Annotated in this window: 17 protein-coding genes; all 17 read right to left on the reverse strand. The window is 48.3% G+C overall.

What is annotated here, in order from left to right; all coding sequences use genetic code 11:
* Positions 1–72 precede the first annotated feature (72 nt).
* Complete coding sequence (locus C5Y96_RS18975; protein ID WP_105356552.1) at positions 73–471, reverse strand: hypothetical protein; 399 nt, start codon at positions 469–471, stop codon at positions 73–75.
* Positions 472–521: 50 nt separating this feature from the next.
* Positions 522–1,466 (reverse strand): nuclease-related domain-containing protein, encoded by a 945-nt coding sequence (locus tag C5Y96_RS18980; protein ID WP_158261319.1) that lies wholly within the window; start codon positions 1,464–1,466, stop codon positions 522–524.
* Between the two features lie 85 nt (positions 1,467–1,551).
* Entirely contained in the window at positions 1,552–3,678 is a 2,127-nt protein-coding gene (locus C5Y96_RS18985; protein ID WP_105356555.1) for a DEAD/DEAH box helicase, read from the reverse strand.
* Entirely contained in the window at positions 3,654–4,535 is an 882-nt protein-coding gene (locus C5Y96_RS18990) for a DUF1837 domain-containing protein (RefSeq protein WP_105356558.1), read from the reverse strand. The genes C5Y96_RS18985 and C5Y96_RS18990 overlap by 25 nt, the downstream gene beginning before the upstream one ends.
* Positions 4,536–4,682: 147 nt before the next feature.
* Positions 4,683–5,540, reverse strand: a complete 858-nt coding sequence (locus C5Y96_RS18995) for a transposase (RefSeq protein ID WP_158261320.1) — start codon at positions 5,538–5,540, stop codon at positions 4,683–4,685.
* Positions 5,541–5,698: 158 nt separating this feature from the next.
* Positions 5,699–5,899, reverse strand: coding sequence for a hypothetical protein (locus tag C5Y96_RS19000; RefSeq protein ID WP_105356563.1), 201 nt, complete (start codon positions 5,897–5,899; stop codon positions 5,699–5,701).
* Between the two features lie 231 nt (positions 5,900–6,130).
* Positions 6,131–7,987: a glycosyltransferase family 39 protein gene (locus tag C5Y96_RS19005; protein ID WP_158261321.1), complete on the reverse strand. Its 1,857-nt coding sequence runs from the start codon at positions 7,985–7,987 to the stop codon at positions 6,131–6,133.
* A gap of 424 nt (positions 7,988–8,411) precedes the next feature.
* Positions 8,412–9,563 carry a hypothetical protein gene (locus C5Y96_RS19010; RefSeq protein ID WP_105356568.1) on the reverse strand — a complete coding sequence of 384 codons (1,152 nt, stop codon included), beginning with the start codon at positions 9,561–9,563 and terminating at the stop codon, positions 8,412–8,414.
* 511 nt (positions 9,564–10,074) lie between these two features.
* Positions 10,075–10,578, reverse strand: coding sequence for a hypothetical protein (locus tag C5Y96_RS27130; RefSeq protein WP_146115722.1), 504 nt, complete (start codon positions 10,576–10,578; stop codon positions 10,075–10,077).
* Positions 10,579–10,581: 3 nt separating this feature from the next.
* A complete protein-coding gene (locus C5Y96_RS19015) occupies positions 10,582–11,229 on the reverse strand; it encodes a cysteine peptidase family C39 domain-containing protein (RefSeq protein ID WP_105356570.1) in 648 nt (215 codons plus the stop codon).
* Complete coding sequence (locus C5Y96_RS19020; protein ID WP_105356572.1) at positions 11,226–12,386, reverse strand: DUF1573 domain-containing protein; 1,161 nt, start codon at positions 12,384–12,386, stop codon at positions 11,226–11,228. Before C5Y96_RS19020 ends, C5Y96_RS19015 begins: the two co-directional genes overlap by 4 nt.
* 387 nt (positions 12,387–12,773) lie before the next feature.
* Positions 12,774–13,646 carry a dienelactone hydrolase family protein gene (locus tag C5Y96_RS19025; RefSeq protein ID WP_105356573.1) on the reverse strand — a complete coding sequence of 291 codons (873 nt, stop codon included), beginning with the start codon at positions 13,644–13,646 and terminating at the stop codon, positions 12,774–12,776.
* Positions 13,647–13,762: 116 nt separating this feature from the next.
* Positions 13,763–14,308 (reverse strand): hypothetical protein, encoded by a 546-nt coding sequence (locus C5Y96_RS19030; RefSeq protein WP_105356577.1) that lies wholly within the window; start codon positions 14,306–14,308, stop codon positions 13,763–13,765.
* A 152-nt stretch (positions 14,309–14,460) separates the two neighbouring features.
* Complete coding sequence (locus C5Y96_RS19035; protein ID WP_105356579.1) at positions 14,461–15,786, reverse strand: hypothetical protein; 1,326 nt, start codon at positions 15,784–15,786, stop codon at positions 14,461–14,463.
* Positions 15,787–15,813: 27 nt separating this feature from the next.
* Positions 15,814–17,118, reverse strand: a complete 1,305-nt coding sequence (locus C5Y96_RS19040; protein ID WP_105356581.1) for a prolyl oligopeptidase family serine peptidase — start codon at positions 17,116–17,118, stop codon at positions 15,814–15,816.
* Positions 17,119–17,580: 462 nt separating this feature from the next.
* On the reverse strand, positions 17,581–18,357 hold the full coding sequence (locus tag C5Y96_RS19045; protein ID WP_105356583.1) for a hypothetical protein: 777 nt from the start codon (positions 18,355–18,357) through the stop codon (positions 17,581–17,583).
* Positions 18,358–18,473: 116 nt separating this feature from the next.
* Positions 18,474–20,762, reverse strand: a complete 2,289-nt coding sequence (locus C5Y96_RS19050) for a DEAD/DEAH box helicase family protein (RefSeq protein WP_158261322.1) — start codon at positions 20,760–20,762, stop codon at positions 18,474–18,476.
* Positions 20,763–21,357: the final 595 nt, after the last annotated feature.

Raw genomic sequence — 21,357 nt, forward strand, 5'->3', positions numbered from 1 at the left:
ATGAAGGGCATGCGTGATCCCACAACGGCTGTCTCAACATCGAAGGAACGCCGAGCTAGAAGAACAAGACGCTCACTCCATAGAAAGCCCGTCGTAACAATCGAGCAGCTTTTTGCCGACATCTGGAGGAACAGGGAGAACAGTTACATTTTCGACGCCAGTAGAGATCGCAACTAATGTCCCGATCAACTTCTTTTCTTCTTCGTCCGAGAGAAGCTCATCACCAAGATACTTCTCATGGTAGTCCAGCCAAGCTGCCGCAATGCTGCTCCAGATGATAACTTCATCCTCGGGACTCGTATCTCGCATGAAGCCGATTTCAAACTGTTCCAGCGAGTTGCTGATGTATTTACCAATGACATCATAAACGGCCCGAATTCGTTCAAGCAATTCAGGTGGCAGCGAATCATTACGAATCGGACCTGACTGGATATTGTTCGGATCGATATGCTCTGGATCGGAATTGTTCATGCCCGAATTCTATCACCCAAGCGATCATCCTTCACGACAATTTTTGCAGGTTACGATTTACTCGTTGCGATCTGCTTAGAACTCCAAGATTTGTCTTCTCGGAACGATGGTTTCACATTCCGGCAAAGTTGTTCGAGTTGATGAGTAATCTTCTTGATTTGGGTTTCCGTCAGAACTTGGCGGTTCTGGACAAAGAACCGTTTTGGGCTCTGTGGGTTGAACACGAATGCAGCCCCGCGCCCTATCCTATCTTTGATATACCATCCGGGAAGTGCGAGCATCGGTTCCACAGCAATCGACTCACCAGTCGAAGAAGTTAAAAACTGAGAAAGCCATTTCGCTTCGGTTTCAAGTTGAGCAACAGGAATTTTGTAATCCCAATCTGGAAATCGAATGACTTCCTTGTCATGATCCACGATCACCTCGGCACGTCCCTCACCAACTTTTGGCTTTCCTCGCATCTTAGTGTTCACTGAATAGACACCACTCTTGCCGACGACCACATGATCGATATTTCCATAGGGAAACTCGATATCGTGAAATACCCTACAGCCATTGAGCATCAGTTGATTGAGTTCTTCGCCTGTAAACATCTCACCCTCGAAACCAAGACGCTTTTGCCGTCTTTCTTTCAAGAGTTGATTCAGACGGCGAGCAATGAACAAGATAATGACTAATCCGACCAGACACATTCCTGTGGCACGAACATAGGACTCCGGCTCTCCACCAAAATAGGACTGGCTTATGTGAAGCGAGAAGAGCAAGACAGGAGCAGCCATAATCGATAGAAGGTAAAACGAAATCTCTTCCGAGAGATCATCTACTTTCAATCCCAGCGAATATCCGGGAGGGCGAAGCATGTTGCGAGTCAAAGGTGACTCACGCTTGTGTCTCGATACAGAACGCCTCCAAAGCAGCATTGGAATAAGTACGCAAACCACTCCAAGAAACAACAAGCCCACAGGCAAGATCGCTGCTAACAAATTTGCCAACATAAATTCCTTTGGCCTTTCTGTGCTTGATCTCATTGAAGTGTGTCTTCGCGAATCCTCGCGGATTGCCTACCGGCCTCTACCTGACCTAAAGGTGGCGAATTGCGTCATCGAGCAACTCTTTCTCAAAATCATGAAGGTTTAAACTTGTGACATCCAACTGAGACAAACGATCCAATGATGCATCGAGATCACCCCTTGTGGCTAACCGGTTTTCCAGTCTGCGCGACGTGTCAAATGGGATTCCGTATTCCTCTAAGCTTTGTAGGACTGGATCGGAATAGAGGCTCTCGACCTGACCTGCGAACCAGTCGTAGTTACCCGAACGGCGACCTTCCCGCTCTAACACATCTCGCTGAATGTTCCCCACGGCGCGCAAAAATCGAGGAAAGTGAAAGGTTGCCCACATCCGAAGAAAGTCCAAGACTCGCGTTACCGCCTCATCATACGAACTAGAATATTGAAATTGTTGCTCAACTAGTTCTCTGGTGGCTGGTCGATTTCGCAGATTGCGAATCATCATGGTTAGTTGCATGGCGGAACGAGCAGACCCTCCGCCCAGTCGACGCCCATCAAACTCCTCATAGATTAACTCGCACATCTGCCGGAGTTCGTCAAAACTCGGCGATCCTGACCACGCGAATTGATTTTTGTACTGAGAACTTCCCGCAGCAATTCTTTCAGCAACCGCAATTTGTCTGTCGGGGTCGATACCACGATTCAGTCGAATCACTTCGAACGACAGTGATGATTGGTTGAGAAATCTGGCACGACGATTTCGTGATTCCTCCGTCAAATCATCTTCATCCATTTGCACAATCAGAGAGTCAGATGCGTCTGTCGATTGTGAAAGAACCGGCACATCAATGAAGGGCAATTCCGTTTGAGGATCTGGATGAAACACGTAGACATGACCGACAAAATACTCAAACATTCTTCCCGAACGCCCTTTGATGTTGTTGAAGGTGAACAAATCAATTTGCTCTCGATTAATACGATTGTCGTAGACAATGATGTTTCTAGCTTTCGTATTAACCCCTTCAATTAGCGTTGACGTACACACTAAGAAGCGAATGTCGCCATCATTGAATTTTCGGACGACAAATTGGGCCAATGACCGTGGGATTCGACCATGGTGGACGCCAATCCCCATTTCCAGCGTCTCTCGGAAATGCCATTCGGGATGAAAGTGTCGCCCAATCCAATCGGAGGCTTCTGCAAGATTTGCTTTTCTCTCACCCAACCCTTCGAATACAAGACGGCGAGCAACCTCAGAGGCTCGGCTAGGTGACCTGCAAAAAATGATCGTGGGCATATCAAGAGTCTTGCACAGATCGACCAGCGATTCCAAGTTATCACTGCCAGTCTTCATTCGATGCACTTGAGTGGCAACCGTGTGATAATGTGGCTCTTTGATGAATTTCAGTGCGATTCGCAAGTGATTCTGTTCGGTAACTCCACTGATATTCGGGCCAAGCATATAGAATTGAGCCCCACTTTTAACCAGAGAGTAAAAGGCTTGATTCAGTAGTCCCGCTCGGTCGTCATCTTCTCTCTGAGGAGCAAGTTTGTAAAATTCATCGATCACGAAAAAGTCTACGAACGACCAATTCTCTACTTCGAGCACACGCTCTTGAGTCAATACAAACACCGTTTTCTTGCCACGCGTTTGCGAAGGATGTGTATTGATCTTGTAACTATCTCGAAATCGTTCAGCCAATCTACGACGAGTTTCGTCAATCAAAGCAAGTGTCGGGACAACGATTACGATATTGCTGTACTTTCCCGACGCGATCATCGCATCAATTATCAAGCTCTTTCCAAAGCTTGTTGGGGCACTAAGTGCGACGTTTTCCCCTTCTAAGAGAAGTCGATAGACATGTCCCTGTGCCCGATGAAATACGATTTGATCGCCCATGTCTGACGGACGATGTGCTTCCAAAGCAATCGCGTCACCAAGGGAAAGCGTATTCGGATCAAGGTATGGAAAAAGTCCGATTTGCCTGAGCAAACCGTCAAGAATCACGGTAGAGTCTCCAAATGCCTCACGATATTCCATCGCACGAAGGACAAGTTCGTGTGTCTCAGCAGCATCACTATCCTGACTTACCAAACGGCAAAGATCAGAAGCGACCGCGAAGGGGTCTGTCGCGATTTGGTCAACCGAGCTGAGACGCCCGAGCAAATCATCTACAAGCCGCTGATTGACTGGCATGACTTCAACCTCTTTTCGAATGCCTCTACAAGCATTGACTTCAGTTTAAGCGGAAGTAGGAACAAATGAATCTTGATCTCCGGCGGAAGGTTTTTATCCGAGAATGCTTTGTAGTGCTTCCTCACTTCTTTATCAAACTTCTTCCGAAACTCCTCCGTTACGGCATTTGAGTCTCGTATCACTCGGCTCTCGTAAGTTAGAAAGACGGGAATCGCCATGGAAGAAAACACTTCGTCGAGAGATGTATTCCTGTCCAAGAGCCGTTTAAGACGGTCGGCCACAGGCCATGAATCATCGATCTTGTTGGCAATGAGGCTAAACTCGGAACGCAAGTAGTCTCGCTCTGTGTGTTCGTCGATCTCCTTGACCACATCTCGAATCGCGGACGAGATGCCTTTATAAAACTTGACTTCTCCCAACCACAATTGAAGTTCGTCAGAAGTGGCAACAACATGGACCGCGTCAAAACCTTTGACGGTATTGTTGGCCGAGTCCTTGTAGTAAAACTTGGAAATCGCAGGAATTGACTTAAACACTTGCCGAATAGCAATGTGGAGCAGGATCTCTCCGATTTCGCCGCGTTTGTCGGCGTGTTCTGCCGAAGCAGTTCTGGTGTTGTAGATCACCTCTGCTGCTTTAGATAACAATCGAACCACATTATGAGGACCGAGTGTTTCTATTTCTTTGTGCGTAAGGGCAAACTCAGGGAGCCATTCAATGAGGTGGTATGCCAACTGCTCTGCTCTCCATTCATCGCATTCATATCCCGCGCAAAAAGCAGTCAAACCACGGAGGGAATCCTCTTCGTGGACTCGAATATCAAGAAACGCGGACGGATGAGGAGGCGTAGAAGTCAATCGATATTGGTTGTGTAATTTACCTGCAAGAGTAAATGCCCAGACGGCATGATAGTTGGGCTGGCAATTTCACATTCTCACCCATAACTCGAACGTTTACAATCCATCTTGCTCTGTTGAACACCCAACATCGTTAACCTTTCCCAGCTAACGCCGCAGGGCGTAGGTCAGGACTTTTAGGGCGGCTTCGGTCATCATGGCTGTTGGCTTTCTCGCGGAAAGGGTCGAACCTACGGTTCTTTTCAGCCCGCTCATGAACGATTCCACCTTCCAGCGTTTCGTGTAGCCTGAGTTCTTGAGGTTTTCCTCGGTCATCAGCGGGCGATATTCGCCGCCAAGCGTTCCGTCTCGCCGGTGTGTGACCGGTGGGATCCAGCTTTCTGCCTTCCAAACCTCTCGGGAGAAGACGTGAACCCAGTCGGCATCGTAGCCTGCGTCGGCGAATAGTTTTTTGGGCATGATGGCCTGGGCCGACTTGCCCATCAACTCCATCGCTTCGCACTTGTCGTTGCCAGGGCCCCAGCTCAAAACCATGCCTGCTGGTAGAAGCGACCCGACCAGCACGCAGACCGACAACTTGACGAACTTCTTTCGCTTGCTGCCGCTACGGGCTCGAAAGTGAACGCTGGCAGAAGTGGTTTCCAGGCCGGTTGAATCGATCGCCACTTCCTCTTCCGCTGGGGCGAAATTCTTGACGATTTCTACCAGCATGGCATCCGCTATCTCGGTCACCTGAGAACGATCGGCGAAGTATTTCAGCGTCGAGTAATTCGGCAAACGCCCGGCAAAACCAATCGATTCTCGTAGCTTATCTGAGGCATCAATGATCTCGATCACACCCCGGTACGTCGTCTTTAAATACGCCTTCAGGACAAGGCAGGTCATCAACTGCGGCTGCGTGTACCGCTTGGGTGCCTGCTCGTGCGAATAGGGCCGCATGAACTTAGCCGCCAGCTTCATGCTGAGTCGGGCTACAGCGATCAGGTTGTTTTGCTTGGTGCTCATGCCTGATAATTTAGCAGCGAAACGCGCGAGCATCACCTGCCAGATTGCGGCCTCCCTGTTGGCTGCCACCCAATCTGGCCGGGTAGGCGAAAGCGGAAGATTGGTTTTCAACAAGGCAAATCCATCTCAAAACACGAATGAAGCCAAGTTCCCGCTTGTTATTTAGCTGATGACTCCTCCGGTCCATTCCGATAGATGTAGATCGAATGCCCTGCCTTGGCCACAGGCTCGAACTGGAAATATGTGTATTCGGGTTCGTCGTTTTCGTAGTGCTTATAGCCGTACAGATGATTGACGCTGACGGCATACCAGCCAGTTTCGAGTTCGGGGCCCTTGGGCCCAATTTCAGATTCCGACAACTTGACGGACGATACAATAGCAGGAACAGGAATGGGAACACTCGCCAGCCAAGTTTTTCGAATCGATTTCCCGTAACCTTGTGGGCATCTGGCCCGCCCAAGGTGTGCGAGATGAACTCAAAATCACCCAATTGCCCTCAAAGCCATAGCCTAGATTGAGTAAATAGAGTTCTCTCAGCAGGATGGTGACCAATTGGAGCGAAAGGCCACTTTATCACCACACTTGTCGCACTACGGAGACTTCCACTCCCACTCAATCTGCTCTTTAAAGGCATTACACTGGGGTGAAATAATTCTGACACCTTCCTCATCAAGCCTTTTGAGGTCCTCGTCTGTAACATGGTAAATCAAGATAGAATACCCTGCACGGTCAACTGGAGTAAGGCGGGAAAACCAGCCAAAGTACGGTCGTTGGTAGTACACCCTTGAGCCGTTGGCACGATATCCCCACGAAGTATGTCCAGTTACAAAATTAGCACTCACTGCGTACCACCCTGTAGGCTTGTCGAAGCATCCACCGTGAAGGTTCAGCTCGTCATTTGAAGCAATTTGAACAGGCACATCGATAAACTCGACACCGATGTCATGAGGGTGGAACATTCCATAGTACGCTAAGCCAACATCAGAAAGTTCTGGGTGATCCACCTGCCACTGCTTGAAATACAGTAAATCTTGCCCCCAATCGCAATTGCTATTGGCTAGATGTCGATATCCATTGGCTGGACCACCCGCAAACTCATTGAAATATGAAAGCCAGTGGGGGGCATGCCACAGCGTACTTCCAACTATGGAGAGGACACAGATAGTGGCAAGGCATTTAGTCAGTACAACAACACCTTGCCTGACTGCACACCAATGGTCACTTATCAGCCTAGATGTGTACGAGTTGCCTATACTCAATGGCTTGCCGTTTTCAGATTGGAACTTAAACGCTGTCCCTGCAATTTGCGAAATCCAAATAAATGCAAATGGTACAGATGGCAAGATATATCGCATATGCGCCGTATAGTCGCGATCGCTACTTGCAGCTGCGATAATTATAATTGAAGGCGCAAGCAAGACGAACTCATCCCGCAAGCGATACCATTGAAATGCAAAAAGCAACTTCAGTCCAACTGTCATTATCATCAACGCAATAACCCCGGACGGCATCTTCACCAATAGCGCATATATGTAGAAATACCACGCTCCATGATTGAATGTCTGACCACGCAGATATGCAGTAGGACGTTTTTCATGGTCGTGTTTTTGGATATCCGCTCCGTAAACAAATTGATCCGGCAATGGTATTGGGCATAACGCTAGAGGCGTCCCTTGAAAGCGATTGCCGTGCCCGTCTGCTTTCCCACTAAGAGTCGAACTAAAGAACTTGAATTCACCCAGGAGATGAAATGTGCCATCGTAGCCGTAGCCGCAATTAAGCACGTTTACACCTATCCCCACAATAAGGCTAAATTGTACAGCATTTCTTAGGAAGCTTCTACTCAGAAGCATTTCGAGGCAGAGATAACTATCGGTCATCTGCCAAAAGACCCACATAAGAGGCCACAAAGGCAGAAGGAGGATCCATGTAATTTTGGATAACAGCGTGAGTCCAAGTAGCACCCCAGTTATCATTGCAATTGACCAAGTGGGGCGTTGTAACCAGCACCAAAATGCATAGCTTGCTGCTACCCCAATCGCTGCCGCATGTGCATCTGGCGTAATACAAGATGCATTCCCTAAGATTGCGGGGGAAAAGCACCACAGCGAGCAAGCCAAGAGGCCCGGAATGTTGCCGTAGAGGTCGCGACTCCAGAGAAAACAAACAAGTGCTCCAGCTACACTGAACGGGATGCAAGCGAAACGCGCGAGCATCACCTGCCAGATTGCGGCCTCCCTGTTGGCTGCCACCCAATCTGGACCAACCAAAAACTCGGACCTTATAGGCGGTGGCGTATTCCATTGTGACCAATCTGTTTCAGTTCCTATCACTAAAATTGGAAGCGTCGCGACCATTCTAATAAGTGGAGGATTGACGTTGTAAAGGTCGAAGCGTCCGTACTTCCAGTGTGCAAGCCCAGCAACCATATGGCATGGTTCATTCATGTTCGGGCTGTGTACGGATGCAGACCAGATCAACAAGCCAACGTGACTAGCCAATAGCAGGCTTATGGAAATCCAGATATTGCGGCTTAAGCTAGAATAACGTGACGCACCTTCCTCGGACCTAGTATTCATCGCGAGACACTACCACTCCGCTTCGGGCTCAGAAAATATGGACTAGAGTAGTTAACATCACTAGGGAGCAAGAAATGCAGAAACGGTAGGACGTGCGCCCACACTAGGTACACCGCACAACACGATATTACAATTGGCACAGTATGGAAAGTGATTAGGGAACTCAAAAAGGACACCTGTTATCGCACCCGAAGCTATCGCCCTCTCTGCTCCCGTTTGAGCGTGGGCGATCACTCAACATGCCGATCATGCAATACCTAAGCCTGTGACAAATCTCTACAGCCGGTGTCAGTCAGGCCCTTCGGCTTCGAGCTACAAAATACGCTATGACAGCGATAACAAACAAAACATTTCCAATAACTAGCAGCCAGACCCATGGTGACCTTGTGCGCACCTCAGGGGCTGTGGGTTGCCCCGATGCCACTCCCGTGGTACCGAGACGTTCCCTGTCTCCTGATCTCGCATCTACTAAGGAAGTGCCAACCGGTAGCTCCATGGATTCATATTCAAATAATGTGTCATCGAGTGGTTCATTAATTGACTTCCAATTGAACGAAAGATCGTAGTGAATCTCTCTTGTGGCTGGTGTGCCATTCTCCAATTTGTCAGGTTTACTGCGACTTGGCAGCGCGATCTGAGTATTCATGCGGTACGATGTTGGCACCCACTCACTGCTACTTTGACGCCAGCCAATTTCATGGACCTCAAATGGATCCAACCACTCGCCGCTAGAACCGATCTTATAAAACTGCCACTGTAGACGAATAGGGGTGAATCCATTTTGCGTGTCGACCCAAATCGTAAACCGGCGATCTTCGGGGCCTGTGATCCAGACTATTCTGTAAATTCCTTCGCCCTCATCAATGCATTCACTGGCAGGAGCCTTTTCTAGTTCGGAGAAGCTGTCATGAATTGTTCTGTTTTTGAATAGATGACTAAAAGAGGTAATCCCCAATACGCGTACATCTAGATATCCTTCCGTGTTTGGCATTGAGCTAAGTTCGAGGACTCCGGGCTGATGAACTTCTAGCCGGTCGAAATTCTCATTATAAAAAAGCGACATATCAGGGGTGGAAACCACCTTCCGTGAAGTGGCGTTCCACTTATCCTTTGCGTCTGCGCTAGGCATCGTTCTTGCTGGACGCTTGCTGTCGGAACGAAATTTGTCCTGCGTGGCATCAAAGAATCCTTTTAAAGACATTTCCCCCGAGACTGCGGGGCTTCCTGGCTCCTTAACTGAAAATTTTCCGTTTGCCGTATAAGCTCCACTCTTGAGCTGCTGCCGCTCAGTTCTCATTCCAGCAATTATAAATTGCTGAAGCTCAGCCGTCGTTTCACCTAGCGATATTGTCGGAAGTTGCAGGACTCCTGCAACGAATAGGCAGAATATCGCATTCCTTATGCACCGGAACTGTGCAGCAATACTTCGTGGTTGCTTTCTCATCGCAATTTATGTTCCCTGAAAACTGATTCAAAGCCTACGTAAGCAAATTATCTCGCACGCTACGTGCATGAAGGTTTGGTAAATCCACGAATGATGTGCGTACGCACGACAAGCCTATGGAAGTTGCCGCCCATGAAGATCTCATTGCAGTTAATGCGAGCTTGCTCATCGAGTTCACCAATGAAGGTATACCGCATATCGACGAAGACACCTGCCTCCTCGGCTAAATCGTCGCCAACAAGTGCTTGGCGTCGAATACCAACCCGACAGATCCTGCCGATGAGCCTGCTACGAATCACTCACAAAAACGCCTTCAAAACAGGCCCGCTCGTCGGCCCGAAACCTTTCACCACTGCGGGTTGTCGAGACCTCCAGAATTAAAGGTTTAACCATCTCCCACTGATCCTTAGTGAGCAAGGCTCCACGCCTACCAGCCATTGAGGGCACTCTTTCCATGGTAGGCATGACGCAAATCTTTACCTGTGTTAGGGTTTTGAAACAACCCTAAAGATCATTCACCAATATCTGGGCAATAATTACCATTCTCCCAATCTACTTTATAGTTTATAAATTCTGCGCTAACTGCTTCGTCATTGTCACGTACATGCGAATCGTCACCGCTACAAGGAGGAGTGCCGATAACAGTGGTATCGCATCCGCAGTAGTAAAAAATATTACATGGTGTATCCACACCAGCGGTGAGTGCATCTTTGCCTATAGTCGGTCCCGCGGCGTCCCCGTAGTGTTCATAAATGGGTTTGTCAACTCTACTTGCATCGCACTCCCATTCCAGTGTTCCTGCATTGCGTACACAATTAGCAGCAGGGCAGTTGGTAGCGTCCATGCCGCAAGAGAAATCGGCACTGATGTAGCACGCTCCCTGTCCACCCCAAACCTCACCTTGCTCTTTATCGCTGAGATAGCTCACATGCGAACGATGCCGGGAGTCCATGAGGGCCCCAGCGGAGATGAAAACAACCCCTAGACCCAAGCACCATAAATGCAAACGAATCATAGCTCATCCTTTTTTTAAAAATGCTGCAATGCCAAACAAAGACAGTATTGTCGCCGCCATTGCGTAAAGTGATAAAGTGATCCAAGACTGTTGCAGATCAGGCTTAAACGCTGCATTCCAGTCCGTCGGCTTCGATGGCGCGGTCAGCAGAACAACCCCCGATCGTTCTGAAGCGGCTGTGCGCCAGTCTGCCATTCTTTCCCTGCCGTTCCCGTCGAGTTGGCAGATCTTACCCTTGTCTTTTGATGGAAGGTAAACGACAAAATGACCGGACGAAGAAGAATCACCTGTAAGATGAACAATTACCGGGTAGTCCCAGTCAATCTGCACCTCGCTTCCAATGTGAGCGGCTTTTGCGTGGATCCCCCGTTTGGCAAGGGAATCGCTAATGGAATGTAAATTAGAGCCAGCATTAGATCGACTAGGCCGAATTTCATCGAAAAGCGTAAGGAGTGATTCACTGATTCCATAATGCATCAGTGTTTGACGAACTGCTATTGGTCCACATATCACACTGCTGATTGGCAGCGTGTCTTTCGCTGATGACTCTTCAGCTTGGGCAGTCGCATTGGTCGCTAGAATGAACAGTAATGCACATACCGCACATGCGATTGTTACTTTCTCTTGAGGGGATGGCCCTGAAAATGTCATGACTCTGTTGCCGTTCTCGTAATTACAGGAATTGCCAATTCTGCATCTATCTTAGGAATCCTCAGGGTAATCTGTCCTCTCTTAATCCCTGGCACGCTGGAAGCCATCGTCGCTTGCAGTTCAAATTGGTCTGGCTGAACCTCCCGGACTTCAAGCCTCAATCCATCGCCAAGTGTATGGGTCACTTCAATATCCCTTAAAGACAACTTCATTGCTGTGTGAGCAACAACTTCTATCACTTCTTGTGATTCCACACCCACTCGAAGATTGTGAAAGAACAGTGTGTCCGGTATGGCGTGAACTGGCTTCTGAACATTTAACGAAATGGGGATATCGACTTTTTTCTCCCCTTCCATGGGCGGATGTACAGTAAGGGTTGCCAAATGCCTTCCCGGGGCAAGTCCATCGGCATCGATGCGAGCTACGCATCTCCACTTTTGCTGAGGGCCAGTTGACGCATCGTTTCCATATTGAAAGCTGCCTGTGTATGCCAGCTGAGGAACCACATGAATCCATTGCACTGAACTCGTCACCACAACATTTGCCCAGTCATGGTCATCATAGACATTTAGAAAGAATTCCTCATTGCACTGTTGACCAGAGGGCACATCAACCGTCAAGGTGGCAGGGATGGGAACAGCCTTATCACGCACAAAGGCTGTTATCTTCAACTTCAAAGTAGGGGCTGTTGGCTCCGAAAAATGTACGGTTACGAAACGGTGATCATCCTTGCTGCCTCCATCCGCCTGATAAGTGACGTTAATATCCACAGAGGCACCGGGAGGAATGGTGCGCCATTCTACTTCTGGAACCGTGCAACTGCATGTCAAACCCATATCGCTCAATGTCCATTGGTGATCTGAGTCGTTAGTAATTATAAAACTATGTCTACGCTTTTCATGGGGCTTCACAATGCCAAACGAATGCGAATAGACGCGGACGTCATTCTCCTGCAATCGACTATCGTTTTTAGCAATGTGAGACTCATTGCTTTTAAGTCGTTTGGTGCATCCAGCACCTACGCATGCTGCACATATCGCAACAATCAAGAATAATCGTCTTGTCTTCACTCGAACAGGACGACCTGCTTTCGCGATACTTTTGAAGATAGTTGCGCACGGCGTATCATTGATTGTTATGTACACGTTGTGTTTCATGGAACCTTCAACACGCTATCAATCCAATCAGCAGTTCGGGCGATATGGATTTCGGAAATCAATTATTAATAGGATATCTGTTTGCTGAATAACCTGAGTAATTCTGTGCCTAGCATTCTGACGAAACCGAAGTGCTTGCCAAAGTGTTATCGTAGTTAACCGAAATGAACTAAGGTTGAAATGCCTTTCATTTTAGAGAGTTATATTGCTGCATCACTCATCGCAAAATATTTCACATGACTTCATGTGAGTATATGATAGCACTCTCCGTTGACATAAGCGTTTTTGCGAAACCAGTGTGAGATTGGGATTGCTGTGAATGCGAGAGCGATCGCGCCAAGTGGATACCATTTAGAATATGGTCTGCTACATAGCAGGCGTCGACGTTCATGTGTGTTCTCGTGACTGCTCAAATAACCAACGAAGTAATTCATCCAATTCTTCTAGCGAGGGACTCAACGCTCTGTGACCAACTCCTGCAATCTCTGAGTATCTAGGATTGCCACCTGCGATACGCACAGCCTTAATCATTTTCCTAGTGCCTTCGACATTGACAACTTCATCGTCTTGTCCGTGGATCGCCCAAATTGACAGACCAAGGAGGTGCTTTGCTTTTTCTGGTTCTCCGGCTCCGGCAACTGGGATAATTGCAGCCAATGCACGGGCACGGCGACAACCAAGCTCCCAAACTCCGTATCCCCCCATTGAAAAGCCAATGGCGTAAACACGATTCGGGTCTACACCATCTCTTTGAAGAACATCCTGCAAAATAGCCCAAACTATATCCAGCTCATCGCGTGGACGAGGATACAACTCTCCGCGATAGTTCCACTTAGTACCCTCTGGGCACTGAGGAACAACAAGGTAACAAGGAAAACGTTTTCGATAGTCATCCGAGGCAAGCTTGGATGGCAAGGAACGTAGAGGACGCATACCATCGCTGCCCCGTTCCCCGGCCCCATGCAGATAAAGGACGACGGGATATTTCTTTCCTGCTTCGCTTGGCTCAGGTGTGAGCAATTTGTAATTAACCGAATTTCTTGTCGGAAAGTTTCGAGATGAAAGATTTAGCGAAACCGTTTGAAACGCATTCGCAATGTCAGGTGACAGTCCAATTTCTCGGCACACCTGATGGAATTCATAGGCATCAATCGCAGCAAGGGCAACCACGTTCGCTCCCGTCCAGCAAGCAATCACGATTGCCAGTTGGAGAGCAAAGTGAACCCTCACCTTTCGATTTGTGGTTGCTCGTGAATCCATTATTTAAGTTTCCATTGGTCGTTTTTGCATTGTCTTTCCGGCTTGGCGAGAAAATGCGAATCGATCTCGCTGACACGGAAGTGCGCCGCCAACAACGACAAACAAGTCGGGCATGACTAACTCCGCCAAAGCCAAAACCCTCCGCCAACTAACGCGATTGCCAGATCGCCGATTAAAATCGCCACAATGACGGGATCCCAACCCTGACTCGAATTTGTTTTAGGCTTTTTGTTTGGCCTTGCGGGTGTGGTAGGGGCAAGCATGACTTTTTCAGCTTGTGCTAACTGCTTATCAATGTCACTTGAGTGTTGTAGTGTTTTTGTATCATTCTTATTTCTAATTAATTCAGGCAGGTTGTATTTTGCAACTTGATAAATAAGAGACCGTGCCCCGTCTCGGGTGCTTGTCATGGTGACGTTTTCTTCATGATCTTTCGTAATCGCATCAAGACGAGGCAACACCTCGCCATGAAATGCTTCCCATTCCGCCTCAGGAGCCTTTGCCGCTTTAAGTGATTGGTACCGTGCAAACGCATCTTTACAAACCTGAAGGCATTCTTCCTGTGAGTAGGCGGGGCCATCAAACCAACGCGGAATTTGGATCGCAAAGAAAGCCAAGACGACGACACCGAGTAGGTACCATTTCGGATCAGGCTGATTCATGCTCGAATTCCAATATACCGTCGTATTAGTTCTTTAAAGGAAAAGTCCTACATCGAATCGATTCAACGCTTCACGGTCAACGAAGTACGTGGGGTGTTCCGATGGTGAATTGGGATAAGCCATCGCGAGCACTAAAAAACGGACATCGTGCTTCAATCCTCTTCTGTTGTGGCCGTAACATTCTGTGCGTCAGTCGCTTTAGGGGCGAGCAATCGTATGGCCATAAACATGCCCCCACCCAAAATCGATAAGGGAAACAGAAGCCCAGGCCATTGCGTCAGTGCCGCTATAATCTGTCTTTTGGTTGGCCAGCCTGAATCGGTCGTGACACCTGCCGGTGTTTCTCCATGCGACATGGCGACAATCTGTTCATATGAAAGCCAAGAGGCTTTGCCGTCGGGAATTTGCCAATGACTACCATCGTCCATTACGAGGAAATGTTGATTGGCAGCAAAGTCGTTTATCCAAGTGCTCGGTATGGTGGCAACATCAATCTCTTGCGTCTTAGCTTTGGAAAGTTCAAGCTTTGTTCGGCTGGATCTTGCAATCTGTCGAATAAACGACGGGTCGTCCCCAATAATCTGGACCGTCCAATCCAGTGGAATCCAGTACCCGCTCGCATGCTTGTCATAAGACACATCACACTGAACGATTGTTTTGCTACTTTCTGATCCCAGCATCCGCACTACAGAAAAATCTAAATCAGGGTCACAGAGCAACTTCCAATCAAGACTGTTTTCATCAGAACTATCCGCAGCCAACGTTAGCGAAATCAATGAACTATTGAAAGGATTGTCGCCTCTCGTCAGTTCAACACTTTTCGAGATTTCCGTCAGCCGACTGTCGAACATAAAAGGCCGGAACGTAAGCAGGCAGGGAAGCGTGCTTAGCTGGTGCAAGACGGAAGAAGGGACACCAGACAGATGATCGTGCGAATCCGAGGCAAAACCGCTAACGCCTGCCAACGAATCAATCGACGAAATCGCACTCTGGGGCAAAACAATGGTTCGAGGATATTCAGACTGCTCCGTTTCAGAATCCTTCCATGAATGCCGTAGCCCATCCGAAGTCAACGTGATGGAATAATCCAACTGCTTGAGAGCATCTGTGTCTTTCTCAGAGAATTGAGATAGTAATGCTGATCGATAATATTCTCGCTCGTTTGTCTTTGAAAACCTATTTCCCAGCAAGGGATAATCAGTGCTTTGACTGCGGTACTGTGTAGTACCTTCAAAAAACTGAAAGGTGGCATGAAGAGGAGAATCTGCCTCGACATTGAAAGGAACCCAATAGGATTCGAATCTCCCAAACGAGTTATGGCTGTATTCCCATTCCACTTCTCCTGCTGCAAACGCCTCGGAACGACGACGCCAAACGTCCACTACCTGCTCAACACGGCCTTCAGGCCGGGTCAGATCAGTGCCTTCTTCCGCATCAGCGGCGAAAAGAGATAACAGTAATACCGTTGATGCAAGCATCAATTGATCCCAACAAGCGTCTGCGTACTAAATCGAATCCAGCGTCTTCAAACGTATGTTTTGCCAACCTACGTCGTGGTCGGACATTAACGTTGGATGAGTCACTGATCCTTCGTGGATGATTTCGTCTGGCACTGAGACGTCAGCAGCCAGACATCCGTTGATGTACAGCTTCAATCGTTTTTCTTGCCATGACAAACGAATATCATTGGCATAGTCGCTCAAAAGTTGTCGCTGGGCCATCGGCTCAATAGCAGCTTTCCACATTCCATCGCTTGATCGCACCTCGCCGACTCCTTGGTCAACCAGAGGCAAAACCACTTCGAGCGTTGGCGTGTCGCGGTCTTCTGACGCATGGCTCGTTAACCCCAAACGACATCCCTTGCTTTCAGTTCCAAGGCAAGCGTCCAAATGAAGTTCAAACTGGCTATACGCCTTATCGCTAACTAACATGTCCTGAGCTTTGAAATCAATGTCCTCAGGCGGATGAACTCGCTCGTCAGCAATCCTCCACGGTGTATTCCCAAGGGGCACCCAATTGGAAGCAATTTCGCTTGGAGAGAACAATCGAAACATTTTACTACTGCGATTATCTGTCCGTCTTTGCTCTAGCATCCATTCGTAAACTGGAGCAGAGCGATAGACACGATCCCAGCAGTTGTGTCCCGATGCTTTGTATTCTGAATAGAGAGGACTTACCCCTAACTTCAGCAAGTTCATGTGCATTTGCTGGTTGGCCTCAACCAAGGCTGGTTTGTCTTGTTCATTGCAATGATTCCAAATCGGAATTCCTGATTTTGCGATGGTCTCGGCATCAACACTTGGGCTTCCGCAAAGAGGAATTGCTGCGGCGAAACGCTCTGGAGCTATTCCGAGGGCATTCCAGACTCCTTGACCTCCTTGAGAAACACCAGTGATGTAGACCCGATCTTTGTCGGTTCCGTACGTTTCTTCGACTTCATCTGCAAAGTCAAAAGCACGCAGGAGATTTTCTCGGGTCCAGCCCGCTTCATCTGGGCATTGGGGAATCGCACAAACGAATGGGAAATGACGTTTCATCTCCCAAACCTCGATCCCAAAGTTGTTGTGGATTGTCCAGTATCCATCGTCTCCATTTTCCCCTTTTCCGTTTAAGAAAAGAATCAATGGACGGTTCTGGTCAGGCTCATAGTCGTAAGGGACGAAAACAAGATAAGTGTGGCTCTGTCCATTTTTGTCGGTGAACTCGGTTTCAACGAAACCGCGTTGCGTCAGCGATTCATCCTGCTTAGCACAGCCGAAAGCTTGCAAGAGAGTGAAGAACGTGAATAACCATGTAAAGCTATTCAACATGTTCGACTCAGATTCGCGTTGACAAGTTGGACGAGGCACGAGAAGAGCAACCCTTCAATCAATTTTTCAGTGAGTGTTGCCTGCGGGAGTTGCCGACACTGCTGTAGCGACCCTTACGAAGAGGTATTTGACCGGCCAATTGTGGGGTAGTCAAATGTTTTCCAAGGTATTTCGTGTAAGACGTTGAAAATTTCTCGTTGAGCGCATATTGACGTACCAACTAAACTGCGTAGACCAAACATATTATCGGGACACAACAATACATAAGCATGGCATTATCTGTTTGTCGTCAAAACGCACGAAATCAGTCTTGAATGCCCCATTCCAATAAAACGGTGTTCAAGAATCTCCGCGTGGCCTGATTCAAAGAAAGGGATTAGGAATCAGAGGGCTGTAACTCTAGTTCACTAACTGCCGTCACGTATAGTTCCATGCTGTATCAGGGCTTGCTTTCCTGAGCAGTCACTTGAACTCCGATGGTACTTTTTCTTTCTGCAATATCATCTTCTTCAAGAGTTGGAGTGCGACGAGTACATCGCCAAGACAGTTCGTTGCTTCACCTTCGATCCCACCTATCTTTTTGGGGTTCGGTGGGATGTTCTCCACACCTGACACGCGGGGAAAATGCTCCACCAAAGGATCATCTACACCGAGGCATCGCGATACAACGTGACTGCATTGCTCCAAAACAATATGCATGGCGTGGGTAACGCGATCTGCGTGGGCGGTGTCTTCATCCTTGTCTTCAGATTTAAGGTTTGGAAGAAGATTCGCGACATCCGACATATCACAGTAGGGAAAAATACAAATGGCATCTTCCCATGCATTCCACAATCGCTCCACTTCCTGACAAGAGTTGCAGTGATAGATACCGGAGTTTTCGATCTGCCCATCAGGTGTTGCTTCCTGAACGAGTTGCTTAGGGGCATTCTCAATAGTTACTCTTTCCCGCACGCCGCATATCTCGCAACGAACCTCCTCCCAAACGGTACAGCCTGTTGGTTCTCTCAAATCCAAACAGGATTCACATAGTTCCCCAAATGTCTCGTCCTTGAAGGGCAGTCTTCCATTCTTGGCTTGTTTGATCTGCCAAGGCTCTGCGTTTTCGATTTTTCGTTCTCCATAAGCACCACATTCCGCACATTCAAATGGCTGAATATATGGGCTGCTAGGGGTGTCTTTGTTTTGGTTAACGATGTTTTCTTCTTGGTGTTGGTTTGGCTGTAATGCTTTATCCATCGTGAATCTTTCTGATGTTTTATGCTGTTGTTTTTGTGTCTTAACGTAGTATCGTTCTCGGAACTTTTTCGTAAGTGCTGCTGTTTGCGGCCTGAATCAGTAGGCAGATACTGCACTTACCATGACCACCACGGAATCGCTTCCAACTCCTTGATCCGCTCTTGTTCAAGTTTCCCCTGCTGCTTTCGCCTGCGGAAATACTTGGCGAACTCGTACTCAGGCGTGCGGGACTTTGGGAAGCGACGAAGTCGTCGTAGCTGAGCCAATCGGACATCAAACTGCCGCGAATAATTGTTCCACGTCCACCATGGAATAGATTCCAGCTTTTGTTTTCGCTCTGCTGGAAGCGAGTTCTTCTCTTGCATTCGTCGCTGATGCCGTACCCAGTCGTATTCTTTGGTTCCGGCTGGCGGACAATTTTCAAGCCCTTTCAATTGCTTGAATTGTTCATTCCAGCGATCACGAACGGTGCGTTGCCATTCCCACCATGGAATTTCTTCAAGAAGGCGGACGCGTTCCTCGGAGAGTCGACCATCGCGATAGAAGCTCTTGTTGTTTTGAATCCACCAGTAGGCGTGATGCTGGGGAGTTGGCAGGGCGACAAGCTTTCTGATCTGCTGGTACATATCCAGCCACTGGGAGTTGAAGACATCGAGAATGACCCGTCGAATTTCGTCGAATGAATCAGGACCACCAAACCCGGCAGAATAAAGTCGGATGCCATCAAGAGCTTCCGTTGACCATACCTTATCGAAACCTGCCTTAACGAGTTCAGCAACCGGCAGTTTGAGGTTCACGCGTCGCCGAAGCATGAGGACCACCTGCTTGGCGAGCGGTTCCTCATTTTGAGTGACTCCGTGGCGTCTAAGCACCTGAATCATTGCCTCTCTAGCATCTCCATACGGTACGGTTGCACCTGACGAGTCGGCCTCGGTATGCAGTTGTAGCAATGCCTCGTGACAATCACTGATAATTGCCTCTTGGGTTTGCTCATTGAACTGCCCCAACAGGTTGGTCGGCCTTTCCTTTTCACTCTTCTTCGTTCCTTTGTGCTGGGTCTTTGGCATCACATTGATCGGAGCCAAAGCATTCTCAAGCACGAGTGATGCATGAAAATGTGCATAGAGTCTGGTCAACTCTTCGCGTTGCTTTCCATCCTTGTGACTGGTTACCTGTGGGAAGAATGAAAAGTAGCTCACGGACTGCTTCTCGGGATGGTCACGAATGAGGCGGCCGAATCGCTGATTGCGATCTTGGTCTGATCCGGTAGGAATCAAGTCAATGACGCGCTGGGCTTGTCGCCAGTCGGCACCTTCGCGAAACATACCGACCGTAAGAATTACGGCGATCTTATCTCCATGCTCCATCGCAAACTTCACTTTTTCGGCGCGATTCTGGGTGTCGACAAGATCGAGAATAATTGGACGACTCGGTTTCCATTTCGGAGTCCATAATGTCGCTCCGAACTTTCGCCTTATCAGATCGATAACTCGCTTCGTGAACGTTTCTTTGGAACTGCCCAACAACAGACGGTGTCCTTCTTGGGGACAATAGATAATTGTCGGCTCTTGGCTCTCTGAGAGCAGACCATCCAACGATTTCCAGACGGTTCCTTTGAAGGCGACAAAATCATACCGATAAGACGACAGATATTTCAAATTACGCCAGTGATCGTCGAACGGTACCAGATGACGTTGGAACAATTCAAACTGCCGATCTTGCAAGATCGGCAGTTTGTCGCCACGAAAGAAATAGGCAGTGGTTAACAGAATACGTGTTGACGGTTCATCGCAGTCCACAATCTTGGTGACCAGTTCGCCAAGCTGATTGCCGGTTCGCTCCGCAGCCTGAACATGATGGGCTTCATCAATTACAAAAGTTGTATTGAAAATAGCCTCGACGAACTGGTCTGGTGGCAACTTTCCAAATGCAATCGCCAGCCCTTGATGAGTTGTGACGAGTATTCTGCCAGAGACCGACGCCATGGCGGGCTCCAACAGGAAACGATGAATCTGTTGAATCTTATTCGTTGAGTCGCCACAGAGATCATGATCAACCTTCCAGTTGAGCTTGCCATGGCCGGGAACCTCGATGCGAGTTTCACCGACAAACCCTTTCGCAATGACTCTCTGCGGAATACAGAAGACCACTTTGCGTTCTGGATTCGTTAGCAGGTCGTCCCCTGCGAGCGTACAGAGAACGGCACTCTTTCCCCATCCAGTTGGAGCGTTTAGGATACCGTAATCAGACTGCTTTAACGCGGCATAGGCTTCCAGTTGCGATGGCCGCAAAAGGATGTCAGCGGTGGCACATTCCTTCCCTCTGACCAGCCGTCTTTTAACTGTATGGTGAACTCCTTCAACGACACCGTGTCGCGACTTGTCTTTGCTTGTGGTGCTACTCATTGTTTGGGGCCTCCTTAAGATCAGAAAGATTCTCAACTGCGTCACTGCTCCATGGACTGCGAATACTTTCATCACAATCGCAGGATATTCGCTGTGTACCACAAGCCGTACATCGTTCGATGTCACAGTCTTCGCGATGGAACTGTCCCGGCAACACGCCACAGTCAGGACACTTTACTGCACTGTTCATATATGGTGCCTCATTTATTACTGACAAATTACATGTAATGTCGTGCAGTAGTTATGAATATGGTGCGATTCATCAATGGTGCCAAGACAAGTTCGTTTTGTCTTGAGGATGAGTGCGGTAACCACGGTCAAATTGGCTCGTAAGCAAGATAGGGACGCGATTTGATTCTGATTTTCAGACTCAAAATTCGGCGTTGTGCAGCGGGCACCTAAGAAAAAGCAAATTGCAGTTTCAACTTTCGGGCCGAAAGTTGAAACTGACAAACTCCAGAAATTGGCAGAGTTGGTCCTGCACTTAGAGACCGCTTCGGAGTGAGTAAGCGGAACTTGCGTTGGACGCCGTTTCCATCAGGAAACCTAACAAGGAGAATCCTCTAGCCAAGTCTTCGGCACCCATTCCCAAAGG

The sequence above is a fragment of the Blastopirellula marina genome, assembly GCF_002967715.1.
Lineage (GTDB): Bacteria > Planctomycetota > Planctomycetia > Pirellulales > Pirellulaceae > Bremerella > Bremerella marina_B.

Bases quoted from the DNA above. Each gene is read 5' to 3' on its own strand.
- C5Y96_RS18975 (WP_105356552.1), bottom strand. From the start codon at position 471: ATGAACAATTCCGATCCAGAGCATATCGATCCGAACAATATCCAGTCA.
- C5Y96_RS18980 (WP_158261319.1), bottom strand. From the start codon at position 1,466: ATGTTGGCAAATTTGTTAGCAGCGATCTTGCCTGTGGGCTTGTTGTTT.
- C5Y96_RS18985 (WP_105356555.1), bottom strand. From the start codon at position 3,678: ATGCCAGTCAATCAGCGGCTTGTAGATGATTTGCTCGGGCGTCTCAGC.
- C5Y96_RS18995 (WP_158261320.1), bottom strand. From the start codon at position 5,540: ATGAGCACCAAGCAAAACAACCTGATCGCTGTAGCCCGACTCAGCATG.
- C5Y96_RS19005 (WP_158261321.1), bottom strand. From the start codon at position 7,987: ATGAATGAACCATGCCATATGGTTGCTGGGCTTGCACACTGGAAGTAC.
- C5Y96_RS19010 (WP_105356568.1), bottom strand. From the start codon at position 9,563: ATGAGAAAGCAACCACGAAGTATTGCTGCACAGTTCCGGTGCATAAGG.
- C5Y96_RS27130 (WP_146115722.1), bottom strand. From the start codon at position 10,578: ATGATTCGTTTGCATTTATGGTGCTTGGGTCTAGGGGTTGTTTTCATC.
- C5Y96_RS19015 (WP_105356570.1), bottom strand. From the start codon at position 11,229: ATGACATTTTCAGGGCCATCCCCTCAAGAGAAAGTAACAATCGCATGT.
- C5Y96_RS19020 (WP_105356572.1), bottom strand. From the start codon at position 12,386: ATGAAACACAACGTGTACATAACAATCAATGATACGCCGTGCGCAACT.
- C5Y96_RS19025 (WP_105356573.1), bottom strand. From the start codon at position 13,646: ATGGATTCACGAGCAACCACAAATCGAAAGGTGAGGGTTCACTTTGCT.
- C5Y96_RS19030 (WP_105356577.1), bottom strand. From the start codon at position 14,308: ATGAATCAGCCTGATCCGAAATGGTACCTACTCGGTGTCGTCGTCTTG.
- C5Y96_RS19035 (WP_105356579.1), bottom strand. From the start codon at position 15,786: ATGCTTGCATCAACGGTATTACTGTTATCTCTTTTCGCCGCTGATGCG.
- C5Y96_RS19040 (WP_105356581.1), bottom strand. From the start codon at position 17,118: ATGTTGAATAGCTTTACATGGTTATTCACGTTCTTCACTCTCTTGCAA.
- C5Y96_RS19045 (WP_105356583.1), bottom strand. From the start codon at position 18,357: ATGGATAAAGCATTACAGCCAAACCAACACCAAGAAGAAAACATCGTT.
- C5Y96_RS19050 (WP_158261322.1), bottom strand. From the start codon at position 20,762: ATGAGTAGCACCACAAGCAAAGACAAGTCGCGACACGGTGTCGTTGAA.